This is a genomic window from Alteromonas sp. ABV2_168, from assembly GCF_056161165.1.
In genome coordinates this window covers 469,996-488,795 of sequence record NZ_JBSWYQ010000002.1, presented here as the reverse complement: position 1 = coordinate 488,795, position 18,800 = coordinate 469,996, and the positions used below count along the sequence as shown (strand labels likewise).

Below are 18,800 nucleotides of genomic sequence, written 5' to 3'. Positions count from 1 at the left end.
ACCCGCGCTTTTGCACCGGATTTGGAGACAGCCATGCAAAGCGACATTGTAGATCCTTCCTGGTCAGGTATTGCACATGTATCAGACGCAACGAAGGCATTTTTAGCTCAACCCCATAAACTGCTCATTAATGGCGAACATACAGAAGGCGTGAAGGGTAATACGCTGAACAGCTACGACCCTGCTACCGGTGAGAAGTTGGCTACGGTATGTACCGGTACGGAAGAAGATATTGATAATGCAGTAAAGGCGGCAAGAGCGGCGTTTAACGGTCCCTGGTCGGCATTGTCGCATTTTGAGCGCGCAAAACTATTGAAAAAGCTGGCTGTTGCCATTGCTGAACATGCAGAAGTATTTACCGAGCTGGAAGTGCTGGACAACGGTATGCCCCGTTTCATTGCTGCACTGACTGTTGAAAATATCAGTGAGATGTTCGACTACTACGCCGGTTGTGCTCAACACATCGAAGGCACCACGACCCAGCCTCCCAGACATGTTGCCATGGAAGCCGAAGCGCTTACCTATACGCTGAAAGAGCCGGTAGGTGTTGCCGGACTCATTGTGCCGTGGAACGTACCCATTTCTACCGCCGTTTTAAAACTGGCGCCTGCCCTTGCAGCAGGGTGCACGGTTGTTGTGAAGCCATCGGAAGAAACGCCTCTTTCCATTTTATTGCTCGGGCAGTTACTCAAAGAAACCGGCTTCCCTGATGGTGTTGTGAATATTGTAAATGGTTATGGCCACGATGCCGGTGCTCGGTTGTCAGCTCATCCTGATGTGGACAAAGTATCATTTACCGGCTCTACCGCCACAGGCCGCAAGGTGATATCTGCCGCTATGGGTAACCTTAAAAAGGTGTCGCTGGAGCTGGGCGGAAAATCCCCGGTGGTGGTGATGCCCGACGCCGATGTGGAGCTTGTCGTCCCTGGCATTGCCCTGGCGACATTCTTCCTGCAGGGACAAAACTGCATGGCCGGCACCCGCATTTTTATCCATGAAAGTCTGCATGATGAGGTGGTAGAGAAGCTTATTGCATTTACCTCATCGCTCAAAATTGGTCATGGTCTGGAGCAGGAAACCTTCCTCGGCCCACTCATCTCTGCCGGCCACAAAGAAAAGGTGCTCGGCTATATCAGCAAAGGTCAGGAAGAAGGCGCGAAGCTGGTTTACGGCGGCCGCCCGCTGGCGGGTAACGGACATTTTGTTGAGCCCGCGATTTTCACCGGATGCCACAGAGACATGGCCATTGTCAGAGAAGAAATCTTTGGCCCGGTCATGGCTATTCAGTCATTCAGTACTACCAATCTTGACGAGATCGCCGCCATGGCAAACGACACCGAGTATGGCCTGTCGGGCAGTGTCTGGACTGAAAGTCTCAGTACTGCTCACGCTCTGGTCGCGCGTATTCGCGCAGGTCAGGTATCGGTGAACTGCCACGGCGCCATCGGAACCAATATTCCGTTCGGAGGTTACGGACAATCCGGCTGGGGCCGGGAATTTGGACGTGAAGGACTTGATGCTTATCTGGAAACAAAAGCAGTAACAGCCCGACTGTCTGCGCGTCAGTGAACCCTGAAAATGCATTGCACGGAAAGTCCCGGTAGTGCAGAAGAAATAAGGTAAAAAAACTATGAAAAAAACTCAGGTAATCGTAGCCGGTGCCGGACCGGTAGGTACAGTAGCAGCGTATCGTCTGGCAACCATGGGATTTGATGTGATGCTGTGTGAAGCGGGTCCGAATTGTGCCATCGACTTGCGGGCTTCCACCTTTCACCCGCCAACACTGGAGATGCTGGACGAAATTGGTATTGCTGAAACTCTCATCGAGAAAGGCCTGAAAGCGCCCAAATATCATTTCCGTGAGCGTGAAAGCGGCGAAACCGTTGAGTTTGATTTGTCTGAACTGGAAGGGGAAGAAAAATTCCCATATCGGCTGCAATGCGAACAGCATGTGCTGGCCAGCATGATTGCAGAAAAGCTGGATGCCCACCCGAAAGCCGAGGTGAAATTTAACCACCGGCTGGTTCACTTTGAACAGACAGAAGATGGCGTGGAAGTGGCGCTGGAAGGCCCGTTTGCCATTGAGAAAGTGCAGGCCAAATATCTGGTGGCGGCCGATGGTGGTAACTCTATTATTCGCAAATGGCTGGGCGTCGAGTTTGAAGGTTTCACCTACCCGGAGAAATTCCTCACGCTGTCTACCAAAACAGAGCTTAAAGACTACATCCCTGATCTTGAGTACGTGAACTACGTTTCAGATCCTAAAGAGTGGATGGTACTGCTGCGTGTGCCCAGTGTCTGGCGCATTCTGGTGCCCGCACCGGAAGATCAGCCAGACGAATACCTGTTGTCGGATGAAAAGAAAAATCAGGTGTTCCGCGACCTTATTGGCCGTGAAGACATTAAAACAGAACACCGCACCATTTACCGTGTGCATCAGCGGGTGGCGAAGCAGTTTAACTTTGGCCGCGTGTGCCTGGTGGGCGATGCCTGCCACATGAACAACCCTTTAGGCGGCTTCGGTATGAACAGCGGTATTCATGATGCATGGAATCTGTGCGACAAAATTGCTGCCAACCTCACCGAAGGTCACGATGACGAACGCTTTGAACTGTATGATCGCCAGCGCCGCCCGGTAACGCACAGCTTCATCCAGGCGCAGACCATGCAGAACAAAAAGTTGCTGGAACACAGCCCTGAAGAAAACCATGCCATGCGTTTACAGGAAATGAAAGATACCCGCGACGACGATATTAAACGTAAGGCCTTCCTGCGCCGCCAGGCCATGTACCAAAGCCTTGAGCTTGAAAAAAGCATTGTGTAGGAGGCAATAATGACTGACGTATTAGGTTACCGCGCAAAATTTGGTGTTTTAGGACCGTCGACCAACACCACCGTACAGCCGGAAATGGATGAAATGCGTCCTGCTGGTGTAACCAATCACTACAGCCGCATTATCGTTGATAATGCAAACGCACTGTCTGACGAGACCTTTCTTAAAGGGACGGCGCTGATTGATCAAGGCACCGTAGATGCGGTTCGCGGTGTGATGACCTGCGCACCGGATTATCTGGTTATGGGCATGTCTGCCATTACATTTTATGGCGGTGCCAAAGGTGCTGAACAATGGCAGAGCAACATTGAAGAAGTTGCCGGTGTGAAGTCGTCTATTGGTTCGGTTTCTGTTGTGGAAGCCTTTAAAGCCATTGGTGGCATTAAGAAAGTCGCTTTCCTGTCACCTTACTACCCTGTTGCAAACACAGAAGTACGTAACTTCCTCAGTGATTACGGCTTTGAAACCGTTGCCGACCATCCTTTCCGCGCGCCTACCTGGACAGCCATTGCTGAAATTACCCATAAGCAGGTTCGCGAGGTGGTGGAGCAGATGAACGACGATAACGTTGATGCCATTTTGCAGGTAGGAACCAACCTGTGTATGGCCCGTCTGGCAGGTCGCCTTGAACAGGAACTCAATAAGCCGGTTGTCGCAATCAATACGGCAACTTACTGGCATGCTCTGCGTGCAAACGGCATTACCGACAAAGTGTCCGGTTTTGGTCGTCTACTGGAGGAACTTTGATGCAATACGATTATGTACCGATTAGCCAGCGTGGGCAGTTAAAATGGCCTGAGGACAAGCGTGTTGCGCTGATCCTGACTTTTAACCTGGAAACCTGGGATCTGATTAAAGATACCGATGCACCTTACTATGCCGGCGGCCCGGCTGTATTACCGGATACACTGCCCGGTAATATTCCTGATTACCCGAATTTCACCTGGCGTGAATACGGTCAGCGCGTTGGGATCTGGCGCATGTACGACCTGTTTGATGAGCTTGGTGTGAAAGCCAGCTGTACCACCAATGCGGTCACATTTGAGCGTCGTAACCCCATGGTACAAGCCTGTCTTGACCGCGGTTGGGAGCTGATTACCCACAACTATGAACAAGGTGAGTTGCTGACTAACTTTGCTCATGACGAAGCCAAAGAACGGGAAGTGATTTCCCGCTCCATCGACATGTACGAAAAGCATGTTGGCCGCCGTCCGAAAGGCTGGTTGTCGTCGTCACTGCGCGGTACGTTGAATACGCCGAAGATTCTGGCGGAAGAGGGCTATAAGTTCTATTGCGATATCATGAACGATGACCAGCCCTACATGATAAAAACAGACAGTGGCCCTATTGTTTCTGTGCCTTACAGCAATGAAATTAATGACTTCACCATCATTACCCGCCGTGGACACACCACAGATGAATATCGCGACATTCTGATTGAAGAGCTGAATGAGCTCTATAAAGAAGGCGAGAAACAAGCGCGGATCATGAACGTAGGTTTGCATCCTCACGTCACCGGCCGTGCATACCGCATCCGCGCTATCCGCGAATTCATTGAATTTGCCAAAACCCTGCCCGGCGTATGGTGGGCAACCCGGGAAGAAATTGCTGACTGGTACACAGAACAGCAGGCGTCACACATTCCCGGTCAACTTTAATCTGTATGAAAACAGAGGAGTCAACCATGTCACAAATCGTCGTGAATGACGGTGCCACGCCGGCACCGCAAACGGAAAATGTTAAAGCGTTGCTGTCTTGTGTGCAGGACAAACAGCTCTATATCAACGGGGCTTATCAGGCTCCTGCAAAATCAGGTTATCTGGAAACAACCGATCCGGCCACAGGCAAGTTACTGGCCCGCATTGCTAATGCTACGGAAGAAGACGTTGATGCCGCAGTGGATGCCGCCCGTGCAGCACTGAAAGGTGCGTGGGCAGCCTATACACCGCTTGAAAGAAGCGCCGTACTTAACCGTATTGCTGATCTAATTGAGGCGAATATGGATGAGTTGTGCGAGCTGGAAGTGCTGGACCAGGGTAAGCCATACTATGTTGCCCGCTGGGCCGAAATTCCGGCAACGGCTAATCAGTTCCGCTTTTTTGCCGGTCAGGCATTGTCACTTGATGGCAATACCGTCAATACCTCCATCAATTACCAGCCCGAGGGTAAACAGGTGCACGCCTGGACTGAACGTCAGCCGGTGGGTGTGGTTGCTGCGGTAACGCCATGGAATTCTCCTCTTATTCTCACGGCAATGAAACTTGCTCCGGCACTGGCCGCGGGGTGTACTATTGTACATAAGCCTGCTGAACTGACTTCGTTAAGTGCCTTGCGCCTTGCCGAACTGATTACAGAGGCTGGTGTACCTGCCGGTGTATTGAATGTGGTGACCGGTGACGGCGCAAATTGCGGTGCTGCACTCACCGGCCATAAAGGCGTTGATAAAATTGCCTTCACAGGTTCCACTGCCACTGGCCGTGCCATTGTGGATGCCAGCAAAAAGCACCTGACCAGGGTAACCCTTGAGTTAGGCGGGAAGTCTCCGGCGTTGGTATTGCCGGATGCTGACCTTGAGCTGGCTATCCCCGGCATTGCCAATGGCATCTTCTTCAATGGTGGTCAGGTATGTGTAGCCAATTCACGTACTTATATTCACCGCTCAATTTTCGACAAAGTGGTTGAAGGCATTGCGCAATACGGCGCAGGCATGCAGCTTGGGCATGGTCTTGATCAGGCAACCCAAATGGGGCCAGTTGTGTCTGTTGAGCAGGCGAAGAAGATAGAGCAGTTCATTGAACAGGCCAAAGCCAGTGGAGCAAAAGTGATCACCGGCGGCGTTCGCACCGGTGAAAATGGCACTTACATCACGCCAACGGTCATCACTAATACCACACCGGATATGCCCATTCATTGTGAAGAAGTATTTGGCCCTGTGCTGGTGGCAGAACCTTACGATGACATTGAGGAAGCACTGGCCTGGTGTAACGACAACGACTACGGTCTGGCTGCCAGTGTGTGGACACAGGATTTATCTGCTGCTCATCGTTTATCCCGTCAAATCGATGCTGGCACTGTATGGATAAACTGTCATTCGATGTTTGATGCTGCACTTCCCATCGGCGGTATGAAAATGTCTGGCTATGGCCGGGACAGCGGTAAACAGGCGCTGGATAATTATCTGGAGTGGAAGACCGTATGTGCGGTGTTGTGATTCAGGACTAAGTGCTGCATCTGAAAGCCCTGCGAGACAGCAGGGCTTTTTTGATTCAGAAGCGGTAACTTAATATTACCGCCTCTTATTATCTCAACGCTTTGGCGGAAATACAGGTTCAGCAGGTGCTTCAGGCGGTGTCCAGCCTTCAGGAACCGGTGCCGGTTTCTGCTCGGTAGCATAGGCTTCGAGGCTTGACTCATTCGGACCGTAGTCTTCGGTGGGCGCACTTAAGAACTTAGGATCGATAGCACGGGCCGCTTCACGGATATCTTCAGGTAATTCATCAATACCGCCCGGTAACGTGGTAAACGTTGAGAAGTAGCTGATGTGACCTTCAGCCTGACCCATCAGCATCCACGGAAGCCATGGTGTAATGCGTGACCAGGAGCCGACAGCAGGAATGTGGGTTTTGTTCGGGTCCTGCACGTCAGATTTCTTGAATACATAAATGAACTGTTCTGACACACGGTTAAATTTACCCGCAGACTCACGTACCCATTTTTCGGGTTGCAGGCGGTTCGGGTAGAACAGATTGATGCCGGTGTTCAAAATAATGGTGTCATTCGGGCCTTCAGTCCAGTCCAGCAGGAAAGGGGGTTTAGCCTTGTTGCCCATGTCTGTGCCTTCGTAGGCATTGGGGATATTCACATAGGAACTGATGGTGAAGTTGTAAGGGTCGTTCGCAATAGGAACAACACGAACATCTTCATCTGTGTAAGGATTGTGCCATGTTTTCAGTATTTCACCGGTTTTGATGTCTTTGTAGAACACCACCTCGCGGAGCATTCGACGAATGCTGCCATCCTCCAGTTGCTTGGTGCGGGTTACGCTAAAGCCTTCCATGATAAACAGTTCACGGATCTGCTCGTTGGGGCGTACACCGAAGACTTTACCTTTTAACCAGCCAACCTTTTCTTTTGTTGGATCTAAATCGGCATCAAGGCGGGCGTATGTATCGCGGTTCCATTCCGGATTTTTATAGTCCAGTGTGGTCAGAAATTCAGGTGTCTGATCTGATTTTGTGCCGGTGGCAGCCACAGAAGCCTGCGCTGTAAACAAAGAGGCAACAAAAGTCGCAATTAATGCGGCTTTCTGCCCGGTTTTAGCGGGCTTAACCCACTTCTTATAAGTGATCATTCACACTTCCTCGTTGTAATTGCTTTGAATGCAATGATGATGGATCCGGATGTCATGTATCCCAATCTGCCTCTGATAATGAAAGGCTGCATTGAGAATTATCATGTTTTTGTGTTTTCGCTGAATATCAGCCACGGGGGGCCAGGCCAGAAAGGCAGGCAAAGCTACCTGCCCGGAGCGATTGATTAATAGAACGAATATTTAGCTCTTAGACCAAATGTCCGTGGTTGCTGTAACGACATCAGCATTGCCGACTGCACACCGGTGTACTGGTAGGTCGGGCTGAAAGTGTAATAGTCGAACGCAAAGGTATATTCATCGTTATCGAACAGGTTATCCGCATAGGCCTGCAGTTCGAGATCACCGATATAAACACCGGCGCGAAGATTCATTTTGTGAATCGCCTCTGTTTTTACGATATTCGCAGCGTTACTCCACATACCGGATTTGTAGATATAGTCACCACGCAGGAAGTACTCATATTCATTAGCAACTACACCGTTGTACTGTAAGCCGATGTTTCCTGAATACTTGGATACACCCGGTTGCTCTTTACCGCTGAAGTCGCTGATCCCAGTGAGATTGGTCAGGTTATTCGATTTGAAGCTGTTAATGTCTGAGCCGATATACGCCGCAGAAGCATTAACCCGCAGGTCGCTGGTAACCATCCAGTAGGATTCAAATTCGATACCGTACAGGTCTACGTCACCGGCATTCACAGAAACGGCGACGTTTTCTGCCTGTGCGTCAGAATCTTCCTGGAACACATAGCCGGCCTGATTTATCTGATCGTTCCACTGTGCGTAATAAGCTGCCAGCGCGTAATTCATTGAGCCGTCGATGAGTGAGCCTTTTAACCCGACTTCATAGTTGTTTACCGTTTCAGGCTGAACGACAAAGCCCACGCCTTCAGCAGCAAGTTGCTCCTGAATGTACGCACTGTAGCCGGTAATATAGGAATTGAAAGAACCCGGGTTGACACCTTTTGAATAGCTGACATAGGCCATGGTATCGTCGCTGAGTTTATGATCAACGATGATCCGTGGCATGAAATTAGTGAATTTTTCGTTTGCCAGTTCGGTCCCGGTATTGTCCAGCGATGACAACTCATCAGTCTGGTAGCGGCCTTCCATGCTCAGTGTGGTATCGTCTGATAAATCGTAGGTCAGGCCGAAGAATACGCCCGTGGTTTCCGCTTTGGTTTCAGACGGCGGATTGATACTGGCCGGCGTGTAGCCTGCCACAACACCCGCTGTTGCACTTTGTTTACTGGCATCCAGATAGCTTACGCCTACAGAGCCGTTAAGCTTGCCGTCACCTGCGTAGCTTAAACGGAATTCCTGGGATACATCTTCATTTTTCTTGTCGACTACGTAGGTGTAGAAATAGCTGTCAGAAGCAAAATGATCGATGTCGTTGACGCCTATCCATTCTTCATTGTTGTAGCCGGTCAGTGAAGATAACGTGATGGTGTCGGTGACATCCCAGTCCGCCACCAGATGAGCGTGGTAGAACTCACGACCCAGGCCATAGCCATCAAGCAGGCTGGTGGAAGACAGCCGGTTCTCAGGGTTACTTAACAGTGCTTGTAAGCTGTCACTGGCTGCCGTGTTATAAGCCAGAGGATCTGCTTTTTGAGGTACCGAACAGAAATAGGGATTGCCGTTCATGGTGCAGTTAGACTGGCCAGTTAAATTGTACTCATCAAGTGAATAGGCAGAAATAAGCGCAGAAGCCGAGGGACCATCTTCATCCCTGGAATAAAATCCGAAAGCTTTAAGAGTCAGGTCGTCTGTAGGAGTTGCGTAGAGATACAGATTTGCCATCGTAGTTTTCTGATCGCCAAGGGTACCGCCGTCACTGTAACTGTTATCCCAGGCACCTTCACGCTCGTAAGTTTCTGCAGTGGCGCGGAAGGATAATTTGTCTTCAACAATCACACCTTCAATTTCACCGCGCAGGCGTGAGTAGTCGTAATTTCCTACTGTCAGATCCACAGACCCGGCCCATTCTTCATTAGGCGTTTTGTTGACGATGTTAACAGCACCGGCAAAGGTATTACGGCCGAAATACGCAGCCTGAGGACCGCGCAGGATCTCTACCCGTTCAGGACTGCCGATAGAGGAAATAGCTGTGGTAGAAGAAACCGGTACGCCATCAATAAACATGGATGCAGTGGCTTCATTACCGTTGCTAGGGGTGAAGCCACGTAAGGTGAAGATTTGTACTGAGCGGTCTGCTTTGCCCGAATAGTTATTGGAAATTACCAGGCCCGGGGTGAAATTCTGTAAATCGCCAACGGAAATGATGCCCTGCTTATCAATGTTTTCAGATGTCATTGCTGATACGGCAATAGGCACTTCCTGTAAACTTTCTGAACGCTTCCTGGCGGTCACTTCTATTTTTTCGATTAGCATACTGTCTTCACTGACAGCTTCCTGAGCGGAAACGGGAGAAAAAGCGGCGCTCAGTGCGATAGCAACCAGACTGAACTTAGCCAGTTGGCGTGGAGTACTTGGAGTCATTATGTTTTTCCTACTTACCTGTTCAAAACGTGTTGTGGCAAATCGCGATTCTTTGATCGCTTTTCTTTTGTTCATCTCACCATCAGGAGCAAGAATTAAATATGACTATTGTCAAAAAATGATATGCTTTTATGACATTTATGTGAAGGTGATTCAAGAGTTGTTCTTTAAATCAGTGACTTATGAATTAAATTAATAAGGCGAGTGAAGGGGGTTTATAGATTGAACAAGAAAGAAAGCCATCCTTGCCGGGGCAGGGATGGCTTTTGGTAGAGATAAACCTGCGGTTTAATAAAATGACCACTTCGCCTGCAACCCGAAAGTCCGGAGTTCAGGCAGGCCCATGACAAGTCCGGAATTGTTTCCGAAATACGCAAAGTCGTACTGGAATGCGAATTAATCGTAACCCGTCGTGTAATCGGTATCTTCAAAGGCATTGTTAACAAATACCTGAATGTCGATATTGTCCACAGTAATACCTGCTCTGAGATTTACTTTCTGAATTGCACCTGTTTTCAGGAAGTTGGCCTGATTGACCCACTGACCTGATTTAAAAACATAATCGGCACGCATGAAGTAATATAAGGCATCGCTGAACTCGCCGCCGGGCGTGACTGAATCCGGTACCACATAAAGTAAGGTGGTGAGTGTATTAAATTTGGATGCTTCAGAAGCTGAGGTGTTGTAACTGATCGGGTCAGCTTTATCCGGTACAGAACAGAAATACGGGTTGCCGTTTATCAGGCAATTTGATTGTCCCTGCACAACCACGTTGCCGGTAAAATCATTGATATCGTAGGCAGAAATAAACGCTGAAGCAGCAGGGCCATCGTTATCTTCTGACATGAAGCCAAACAGCTTTATAGTCAGATCATCGGTGGGGCGGGCAAGAACATAAACGTTTGCCATGGTTGTTTGCTGATCGCCCATACGCCCGCCATCTTCTCCGGCGTTATCCCATGCACCTTCTTTATCGTAATGTTCGGCAGATACTCTGAGTGACAGTTTGTCATCAATCAGGACGCCTTCGACTTCGCCCCTGTAGCGCTGATTGTTGGCAGATGAGCGAATGTGTTCGATTTTCAGGCAGGTGAAAGGCTTAGGCAGAATGAAAAACGCCCCTTGAACGGGGCGTTCGAAAAGTAGATTAGAAGTGGTAAGTACCGGTTATACCGAAAGTTCTTGGTTCGCCCATGGCAACTGTAGGTAAGCGGTTAAAGTCACCGAGGAACAGTGTACTGCCGGCAATAAGCGGGGTATCGTTATCAAACAGGTTTCTTACCCACAAAGACGCCTCCCATTGTTCTGAGTTCACGCCAATGCTGGCATTCACAACAGTACGTGCACCGACGTAGTCGAGGGCATCATGGTTAGAACCTTTCTTTTTCGACTCATAGCGGCCGTCGATACGCGCATAACCTTCCATTTCCGCAGTAACTTGCGTACGGTAAATCATCTGCGCATTGAAAGTATGCTTAGACATACGCGGCAATTGCTGACCATCCAGGGATACAGAATCAATGCCGTCGATCACGCCTACCAGTGAGGCAAGGTTACCGTCTTCAGCATCAGTAAATTTGGCATCTGCCAGTGCATACCCGAATCCTGCTTCAAGGTGCTCATTGAGTACGCCGGCAACTTCCAGTTCAAAACCTCTGGAGCGTCCTTCACCCGCATTCTGCACGGTGAAAATGGTAGTGCCTTCAATCTGAGAAGAGGTTTGAATGCCTTCCATCTCCACATCAAAGATAGCTGTATTCACCCGTAAACGTTGATCTAGCCAGTCTGACTTCATACCAATCTCGTATGTCCAGTTGCTCTCTTCGTCATAGGATTCGAATTCTTCTGGCAGAGAAGCGTTAGGGGCATTAAAGCCTCCTGATTTTACGCCTTGTGCAACAGACCCATAGAACAGAATATCCGGTGTCATCTGATAATCCACTGAGGCCCGTGGTGTAACAAAGGTCCAGTCCTGTTCCTGGTCTCTTACTGTTACCGGATCAACCAGGCTTTTCGTTTCTTCTGTTAAGCGCAGTTCGCCGCGAACGGTCCATTCGTCGTTAATTGCATAGGTTAAAGAGCCGTAAACAGCTGCTGTTTTAGTGCGGTTAGTGCCGTCGCCTGTGAGTCCGCCGTAATTAGCCAGCTCATCAAACAGGTTTGAAGGAAAGCCGTCGGATAAATCGGTGAATGGTGCGAAGTATGAAACCGCGGTTTGACCCTCTTCAAGGCTGGAGTCGTCAATACCGAACCAGGAACGCACCTCGCGTTTAAGTTCGTAATAACTAGCGCCGACTAGCCATTGCAATTGACTTTTATCAGTATTGTGCAGGCGTAGTTCCTGGCTCCATTCGGCATGGCGCTGATTACCAAAAGCTACATAAGAGGGCAGTGTAACGAAACCGGAGAAATCCGGCAGCCAGTAGTTAGTACCTTCAAGCTGACGGTCCTGATCGGTAACGGCTGACATTTCCATATAGTTGTAACCGGTAATGGATGTCAGGCGGGTTGTCGCAAAATCGTAAGTCATATTCAAGCTAGTTCGGCTCAACATCCGATCCCCGCGCGGTGCTACAGTGGTAAATGTCCAGATTTCCGGGTCGTCACGGTCCAATGAGGGTACCTCACCACAGTAACGTTGGAATGTATAACCTTCAGGGAAGATGGCAGAAGTTGGCGACTGACAGTTACCATCTATAATGGCCTGTGCATTCACATCGATTTTATCTACCGAGTAATAGGTATTCAGATTGGCTTCGAAATTCTCGGTTCCATCGTACCGTAATGAACCGCTGTAGAAGTTAGACTTGTAGCCGCCAATGTCAGAGCCGTCGTTACTGTTTTCGTAACCCCCGTCCCAGTCATCATAGGTCATGTTAGCACGGTAGTATAACCCGTCGGCAATAGGACCTGTAACCATCAGAGAGGTCTTTACTTTGCCGTAATTGCCCACCGTAGCACTGACTTTAGATTCAAAAATATCACTGGCTTTGCGGGTGATAAAGTTTATAGCACCTGCATAGCTGTTGCGACCGTACAGTGCACCCTGAGGTCCCTTAACAACCTCAATACGTTCCAGATCTAATAAGCTCGAATCCAGACCGTCACGACCGGATACATAAACGCCGTCAATGAATATAGATGTATTGTTTTCGTCATCACTCCGGGAAACCTGTGCCAGACCACGAATGGTCGGCGTGGTGTATACTTTGCCAGGATATCCGTCCATCTGCAGCCCTGCAATCATATGGGTAATATCCCGCAGATCTTCCAGTCCTGCCTGTTCAATATCAGCACCAGTCAGTGCAGTTACTGCCAGCGGAATTTCCTGGATACTTTCTTCAACTTGCCGTGATGTAACGGTGATTTTTTCTATGGTCTCGTTCGCAGACGCGATGGAATGTAGTGAGCTGGTTGCCAGAGCAACCGCTACTGTCAGTTTATTGAGCCTCATTAAATTTTTCCCTGTATCACTTGCTTTTTATTGGTTTTCTTTCGGGTGACTCCAATTGGAATACACGCCTGTTTTAATTCCAACAATACGGCCTAATAAGCGGTGTGATTATTATTTTAACGCTAATGACATATTGTTATGGCTATTAAGCATAGAGATTATCTTTTGTGCAAGCGATTTTCTCAAATTAGTGTGTCCTGACCACTTATTTAAAATAAAGATACATACTTTTTTTTATATTTATTCAAATTTATCAGAAGGTTGGGTTTTTATTTTTGCCCGTTCAACCAGATCGTTACTCCTCAAAAACGTTATTTGCAAATTTGACATTTGCTAAAAAGGACACCGTTATCCCGTAATTTTAAGGGGCTAAGGGATTCTTTCACTGTCAGCCGTTGCATATTTTTTTGTTTTATTGTTATGTATAAATAGCTTTTATTTCACGGAGTCAACATGGCAACTTTTTCTATCCGGTGTGTACTTCCGGTTTTATTTTTATTCATAGCACCTGCTTTAAATGCGCAGGACAGCAATGCTTTCAGCGCTGCTGATGCGCCACCTGCTCCGGATTATGCTAAACCGGCATACTGGGCTGCACTTCCCGGTGCTCCAGGCGCTACGGCGGCTGTGCCTGAAGGGCTGTCTTTTGATCCGGAAATAAAAAATACTGATGTATTTTACATTCACCCGACGACCTTAAAAGATAAAAGCGTCTGGAATCAAACCTTGTCGGATGAGACAACAAATCACTGGACTGATGTAAGTGTGATGGCAAGGCAGGCGTCAGTATTTAACGACTGTTGCACAGTGATTGCACCCAGGTACCGGCAGGCAAGTTTCAAATCAGGGGGCGATCCTACGCTTTCCGGTGATGGCGGAAAAGCCTACCGGCTGGCGTACAGTGATGTGCTTGCTGCGTTTGACTATTACATGACTCACATGAACAAGGGGAAGCCCTTTATCATTGCGGGGCACAGCCAGGGCGCGCTAATGACATACTGGCTGCTGAAAGATCGCATCGACGGTAAGCCTGTACAACAAAAAATGGTTGCTGCATATATTATCGGGATTGATTTAATGCAGGGAGATTTCGGCCGCACGTACAAAACATTGTCACTGTGCAGTACCCCTGAGCAGACCGGCTGTGTGCTTGCCTGGAACGCCGGCACAAAAGACCTGGATATTGATAAAATGTCGCAGTTCGCGGGGTCGCGGTATGCGTATACCTACAACACTCAGGAAGGACGGGACGCTGTATGCGTAAACCCGTTAACGTTCGACACCAGCAAGCCTGAAGCGCCGGCGGGTGCGTCAAAAGGTGCGGTACCCGGAGCCCCCGGAGAAGGTAAGGTGAACGCACTGGTAAAAGGCGCAGTAGCGGCGCGATGCGAGCGTGGCTACCTGATAGTTGATTACGACCCTGCACTGGATTTATCACCATCCTTCGGGGGCAGTATGCACTATCACGAGTTCGGTCTCTTTTACGCCGATATCCGCGACAATATTGCAAAGCGGATCGCTGCCTACAGGCAATAATCTCTGACAGATTAAACGCAGCAGATATCTTTCTGCTGCGTTTTAATTTTGTCAGTCAATCTCTGCAAACAGCCAGGGTTCACTGGCTTTCAGTGTGGCCTCGAAAGCTGCAATACGGGAAGACTCCCGAAGTGTCAGAGAAATTTCATCATCACCCGACAGCAGGTTCTGCCGGCGTGACGGGTCGATTTTAAATTCCCATATTGCGCCGGTTCCCGTGCGGATTTCACATTTCTCCAAATCAACCGTCATTGAGAAATTGCTGTCTTTACGTAGTGCAAACAGGCAATCCACAACAGACTGTGGGAGGGTGACAGGCAAAATGCCGTTCTTAAAACAGTTGTTGTAAAAGATGTCGGCGAATGAGGGGGCAATCACAACGCGGAAGCCGTAATCACGTAACGCCCACACAGCATGTTCACGGCTTGAGCCGCAACCAAAGTTGTCCTGCGCCAGCAAAATACTGCTGTCGCCACAGCCCGGTTTGTTAAGGATAAAGTCCGGATTCTTCCTGCGCGTTGATGTTTCGGTTTCTGCATCACCTTCATCGAGATAACGCAAATCATCAAACAGCCAGTCTCCGTAGCCAAATTTCTTTATCGACTTGAGATATTGTTTAGGCAAAATGGCATCGGTATCCACATTGGCTCTGTCGAACGGCAACACGGTGCCGGTATGAGTGGTAAACGCCTGCATATTAAAATTCCTCCCGTGTTACATCGACGAAGTGACCGGCAATCGCCGCCGCAGCTGCCATTGCAGGACTCACCAGGTGTGTGCGGCCGCCAATGCCCTGGCGACCTTCAAAGTTGCGGTTCGAGGTGGATGCACAGTGTTCTTTTGGCATTAAGCGATCGGCGTTCATGGCCAGACACATGGAGCACCCGGGCTCGCGCCATTCAAATCCTGCCGCAGTGATAATTTTATCCAGGCCTTCTGCTTCTGCCTGGGCTTTTACCAGTCCGGACCCCGGCACAACCAGTGCCTGCTTTATTGTGTCAGCCACTTTGCGGCCTTTTACTACCCGCGCTACTTCCCGGATGTCTTCAATGCGTGAATTGGTGCAGGAACCCACAAAAACACGGTCGAGTTTAATATCTGTCATGGGCTGACCGGCCTTCAGACCCATATAGTTGAGCGCTTTCTGGTAATCTTCAGACTTGTTCGGCGGAAAAGACGCTGGGTCCGGTACAGGGTTGTTCACGCCGGTCACCATTTCAGGTGAGGTGCCCCAACTGATTTGCGGTTGGATATCGGCTGCGTCGAAGTGACGCTCAATATCAAATACTGCACCTTCGTCACTGTGCAGAGCTTGCCAGACCGCGACTGCCTGATCCCATTGCTCACCTTTGGGCGCATAACGTTTATTTTTCACGTAGGCTTCTGTAGTGGCATCAAAGGCCACCAGACCAGCACGGGCACCGGCTTCAATGGCCATGTTACACAAGGTCATACGGCCTTCCATGGTCAGGTTCTGAACGGCTGTACCGGCAAATTCGATGGTACAACCGGTACCTGCTGCAGTACCGATTTTCCCGATCACATACAGCACCATGTCTTTGGCAGTCACACCCGGTGACAACGTGCCGTTAATCTTAATCAGGAAGTTCTTCGCTTTGCGCTGAATCAGACATTGGGTAGCCAGAACGTGTTCTACTTCCGAGGTGCCGATACCCACGCCAAGAGCAGCAAAAGCGCCATGAGTCGCAGTATGGGAGTCACCGCACACCACGGTCATACCGGGTAAAGTCAACCCCTGTTCAGGAGCGATAACGTGCACGATACCCTGACGTTTATCGTTGAGGGAAAATTCGGGAATGTTGAACCGTGAGCAATTGTCATCCAGGGTTTTAACCTGAATTCGTGATGTGGAATCTTCAATGCCGTCTATACCTTTTTCACGGTCTGTGGTCGGTACATTGTGGTCCGGTGTGGCGATAACCGAACTGGTACGCCATGGCTTTCTGTCTGCAACCACAAGGCCTTCGAAGGCTTGTGCAGACGATACTTCGTGTACGATATGACGGTCGATGTAAATTAATGCTGTGCCGTCGTCATTTTGTTTGACGCAGCGTCTTTCCCAAAGTTTATCGTAAAGGGTTTTGGGGGAACTCATGTGGTGTATCTCCTGAAACTGATGTTTGCCATCAGGCAACATCGCCGGCGTAAAGCCGGCGATGAGTTGTTGCATTTCTCCGCGTGTAACTGCGGAATAAAATGGCTTATTTCACGTTTTGGAACGTGGGCGTTACCGGCGCAGGAATATGGGTTTCCTCCAGGCAACGTGCTTTGATTTCTTCAATGGTGCCACCGTGGTTGAACATGCTTACCTCACCACGGGTTGCAGTAAGAGTGGCACGCAAATCAGTGGTTGCTGCTTCATTAACTGCACCATTTTCGATGATTACGCCGTAGGCTTTTGCACCTTCAACAGTTACCAGACCGCGATTGAAATCAGTGAGAACCATGGCAGGGTCGCGCAGATACGGGTCGCCCCAGCCGCCGCCACCCCAGGTGTTGAAGTACAGCAAGTCTCCGGCTTTCACTTTCAAATCTTCGCATTTAGACGGCAGCCATTCTTCAGTGCCGTCGGCACGAACCATACGCTTGGTAGAACGCATGCCAGGCTCGCCACCGTTAACACCCCAGGGGTGTACCAGCCAGCGATCATCGTGAATCGCGATCTGGCCGTCACACAGGAAGCGGTAAGCAACAGACAGACCGTGACCACCACGATGCAGACCAGCACCGCCTGAATCAGGAATGACTTCATAGGTCTCAATACGCATAGGGAAGTAAGACTCAATGAATTCATTAGGTACGTTAGTGAAGCCCGGCCACAGAGAGTGACCGTCCGGTCCGTCACCTACCGGACGACCCGGGATACCACCGAAGCCGATCTGGAATAGCTGGAACCATTCGCCTTTGTCGTCATAACCTGAGTAGAACAGGTGAGGGGAGTCAGAGAAACCCGCTGCATTCAGCAGTTCCTGCGGTGCGCCCATACCCAGCAATGCACCCAGAATATCGAAGATACGACCCAGGGCGTGGGTACGGCCAGACAATGCCGCCGGATATTTAGGTTTAAGCAGGGTGCCCTCAGGAATGCGTACGTCTACCAGGTCATAGAAACCGTCATTAAAAATGATTTGCGGATCTACCACGTTAATGGTGAATGAGCCGAAGAACATTTTGAACATTTCTTCGTTCAGGTAGAAGTTGATAGAGCTCTGTGCCTGGGGATCAGTGCCGTCGAAGTCGAAGATAACTTTCTCGCCTTCACGCCACATCTTACAGTTAATTTTGTAAGGACCCATGCCTTTACCGTCATCACAAATATAGTCGGCAAATTCGCGGGGCTCTTCAGGGATGAACATCTTGATGATTTCGCCCATGGCTTTTTTGTTCCGCTCCAGCATGATGTCCAGCGTGGAATCGAATACATCATCACCGAAGCGCACTGCCAGTTCGTTACAACGTTTAGCGGCGGTTTTACAGGCCGCGACCAGGGCGTTGAGGTCGAAACGGTTCCACTGCGGGGTTCGTACGTTGTGCAGAATAAGCTCCAGTACTTCTTCCTGCAGCACGCCTTTCTTGTACAGTTTCACCGGTGGTATACGCACACCTTCCTGGAAGATGGTGGATGCCTGAATCGGCATGGAGCCGGGTACCATACCGCCGTTATCTGACATGTGACCAAACATGGCAGACCAGGCAATATGACGACCGTCTTTGAATACCGGCACCAGTACCAGCCAGTCGTTCAGGTGCGAAATCGCTGCGTTACACATGTACGGGTCGTTGGTAAGAATAATGTCGCCTTCTTCCAGCGTGCCTGAATACGCATTGGTAAAACCTGTGATAAAAGAGCCCATCTGGCCGACAACCATTTTGCCGTGACGGTCTGCGATAAGCGGGAAGCAGTCACCCTGTTCACGGATCCCCGGAGACATCGCGGTACGGAACAGTACAGCGTCCATTTCTTCACGGGCGTTCCGCAGGGCGTTTTCAATAATATCGACAGTCACACCGTCTACATCTACCCGTTTCAGCGGGGTGCTGTTGGTTTCAATAATTTGTGCAGTCATAGTGATACCCCTT

General features: G+C 49.6%; 13 protein-coding genes. 6 read left to right on the top strand and 7 right to left on the bottom strand.

Annotated elements, in window-relative coordinates; all coding sequences use genetic code 11:
* Positions 1 to 33 precede the first annotated feature (33 nt).
* From ACXAH4_RS05010 to ACXAH4_RS04990, 5 genes are all read left to right on the top strand, one after another.
* A complete protein-coding gene (locus ACXAH4_RS05010; RefSeq protein ID WP_474881010.1) occupies positions 34 to 1,569 on the top strand; it encodes an aldehyde dehydrogenase family protein in 1,536 nt (511 codons plus the stop codon).
* 61 nt (positions 1,570 to 1,630) lie between these two features.
* Complete coding sequence (locus tag ACXAH4_RS05005) at positions 1,631 to 2,824, top strand: FAD-dependent oxidoreductase (protein ID WP_474823992.1); 1,194 nt, start codon at positions 1,631 to 1,633, stop codon at positions 2,822 to 2,824.
* A gap of 9 nt (positions 2,825 to 2,833) precedes the next feature.
* Positions 2,834 to 3,580 (top strand): maleate cis-trans isomerase family protein, encoded by a 747-nt coding sequence (locus ACXAH4_RS05000; protein ID WP_474823990.1) that lies wholly within the window; start codon positions 2,834 to 2,836, stop codon positions 3,578 to 3,580.
* Entirely contained in the window at positions 3,580 to 4,491 is a 912-nt protein-coding gene (locus tag ACXAH4_RS04995; RefSeq protein WP_474881008.1) for a polysaccharide deacetylase family protein, read from the top strand. Before ACXAH4_RS05000 ends, ACXAH4_RS04995 begins: the two co-directional genes overlap by 1 nt.
* Positions 4,492 to 4,517: 26 nt before the next feature.
* Positions 4,518 to 6,044, top strand: a complete 1,527-nt coding sequence (locus tag ACXAH4_RS04990) for an aldehyde dehydrogenase family protein (protein WP_474844051.1) — start codon at positions 4,518 to 4,520, stop codon at positions 6,042 to 6,044.
* A gap of 93 nt (positions 6,045 to 6,137) precedes the next feature.
* On the opposite strand, the gene ACXAH4_RS04985 is transcribed toward ACXAH4_RS04990, so the two are convergent.
* The 4 genes from ACXAH4_RS04985 to ACXAH4_RS04970 form a co-directional block, all read right to left on the bottom strand.
* Entirely contained in the window at positions 6,138 to 7,184 is a 1,047-nt protein-coding gene (locus ACXAH4_RS04985; protein ID WP_303573250.1) for a DUF1838 family protein, read from the bottom strand.
* Between the two features lie 185 nt (positions 7,185 to 7,369).
* On the bottom strand, positions 7,370 to 9,709 hold the full coding sequence (locus tag ACXAH4_RS04980; RefSeq protein ID WP_474844050.1) for a TonB-dependent receptor: 2,340 nt from the start codon (positions 9,707 to 9,709) through the stop codon (positions 7,370 to 7,372).
* Between the two features lie 396 nt (positions 9,710 to 10,105).
* Positions 10,106 to 10,639, bottom strand: a complete 534-nt coding sequence (locus ACXAH4_RS04975) for a hypothetical protein (protein WP_474881006.1) — start codon at positions 10,637 to 10,639, stop codon at positions 10,106 to 10,108.
* A gap of 217 nt (positions 10,640 to 10,856) precedes the next feature.
* On the bottom strand, positions 10,857 to 13,163 hold the full coding sequence (locus ACXAH4_RS04970) for a TonB-dependent receptor (RefSeq protein WP_474844048.1): 2,307 nt from the start codon (positions 13,161 to 13,163) through the stop codon (positions 10,857 to 10,859).
* Positions 13,164 to 13,616: 453 nt separating this feature from the next.
* On the opposite strand from ACXAH4_RS04970, the gene ACXAH4_RS04965 reads away from it, so the two are divergent.
* Positions 13,617 to 14,699: a DUF3089 domain-containing protein gene (locus ACXAH4_RS04965; RefSeq protein ID WP_474849343.1), complete on the top strand. Its 1,083-nt coding sequence runs from the start codon at positions 13,617 to 13,619 to the stop codon at positions 14,697 to 14,699.
* Positions 14,700 to 14,750: 51 nt separating this feature from the next.
* Here the strand turns inward: ACXAH4_RS04965 and leuD are convergent, their stop codons facing one another.
* From leuD to ACXAH4_RS04950, 3 genes are all read right to left on the bottom strand, one after another.
* Positions 14,751 to 15,395, bottom strand: a complete 645-nt coding sequence (leuD, locus tag ACXAH4_RS04960) for a 3-isopropylmalate dehydratase small subunit (RefSeq protein WP_474849341.1) — start codon at positions 15,393 to 15,395, stop codon at positions 14,751 to 14,753.
* Between the two features lies 1 nt (position 15,396).
* Positions 15,397 to 16,815, bottom strand: coding sequence for a 3-isopropylmalate dehydratase large subunit (gene leuC / locus ACXAH4_RS04955; RefSeq protein WP_474844045.1), 1,419 nt, complete (start codon positions 16,813 to 16,815; stop codon positions 15,397 to 15,399).
* A 106-nt stretch (positions 16,816 to 16,921) separates the two neighbouring features.
* Positions 16,922 to 18,787: a hydantoinase B/oxoprolinase family protein gene (locus tag ACXAH4_RS04950; RefSeq protein ID WP_474844044.1), complete on the bottom strand. Its 1,866-nt coding sequence runs from the start codon at positions 18,785 to 18,787 to the stop codon at positions 16,922 to 16,924.
* Positions 18,788 to 18,800 lie beyond the last annotated feature (13 nt).

Bases quoted from the DNA above. Each gene is read 5' to 3' on its own strand.
- ACXAH4_RS05010 (WP_474881010.1), top strand. From the start codon at position 34: ATGCAAAGCGACATTGTAGATCCTTCCTGGTCAGGTATTGCACATGTA.
- ACXAH4_RS05005 (WP_474823992.1), top strand. From the start codon at position 1,631: ATGAAAAAAACTCAGGTAATCGTAGCCGGTGCCGGACCGGTAGGTACA.
- ACXAH4_RS05000 (WP_474823990.1), top strand. From the start codon at position 2,834: ATGACTGACGTATTAGGTTACCGCGCAAAATTTGGTGTTTTAGGACCG.
- ACXAH4_RS04995 (WP_474881008.1), top strand. From the start codon at position 3,580: ATGCAATACGATTATGTACCGATTAGCCAGCGTGGGCAGTTAAAATGG.
- ACXAH4_RS04990 (WP_474844051.1), top strand. From the start codon at position 4,518: ATGTCACAAATCGTCGTGAATGACGGTGCCACGCCGGCACCGCAAACG.
- ACXAH4_RS04985 (WP_303573250.1), bottom strand. From the start codon at position 7,184: ATGATCACTTATAAGAAGTGGGTTAAGCCCGCTAAAACCGGGCAGAAA.
- ACXAH4_RS04980 (WP_474844050.1), bottom strand. From the start codon at position 9,709: ATGACTCCAAGTACTCCACGCCAACTGGCTAAGTTCAGTCTGGTTGCT.
- ACXAH4_RS04975 (WP_474881006.1), bottom strand. From the start codon at position 10,639: ATGGGCGATCAGCAAACAACCATGGCAAACGTTTATGTTCTTGCCCGC.
- ACXAH4_RS04970 (WP_474844048.1), bottom strand. From the start codon at position 13,163: ATGAGGCTCAATAAACTGACAGTAGCGGTTGCTCTGGCAACCAGCTCA.
- ACXAH4_RS04965 (WP_474849343.1), top strand. From the start codon at position 13,617: ATGGCAACTTTTTCTATCCGGTGTGTACTTCCGGTTTTATTTTTATTC.
- leuD (WP_474849341.1), bottom strand. From the start codon at position 15,395: ATGCAGGCGTTTACCACTCATACCGGCACCGTGTTGCCGTTCGACAGA.
- leuC (WP_474844045.1), bottom strand. From the start codon at position 16,815: ATGAGTTCCCCCAAAACCCTTTACGATAAACTTTGGGAAAGACGCTGC.
- ACXAH4_RS04950 (WP_474844044.1), bottom strand. From the start codon at position 18,787: ATGACTGCACAAATTATTGAAACCAACAGCACCCCGCTGAAACGGGTA.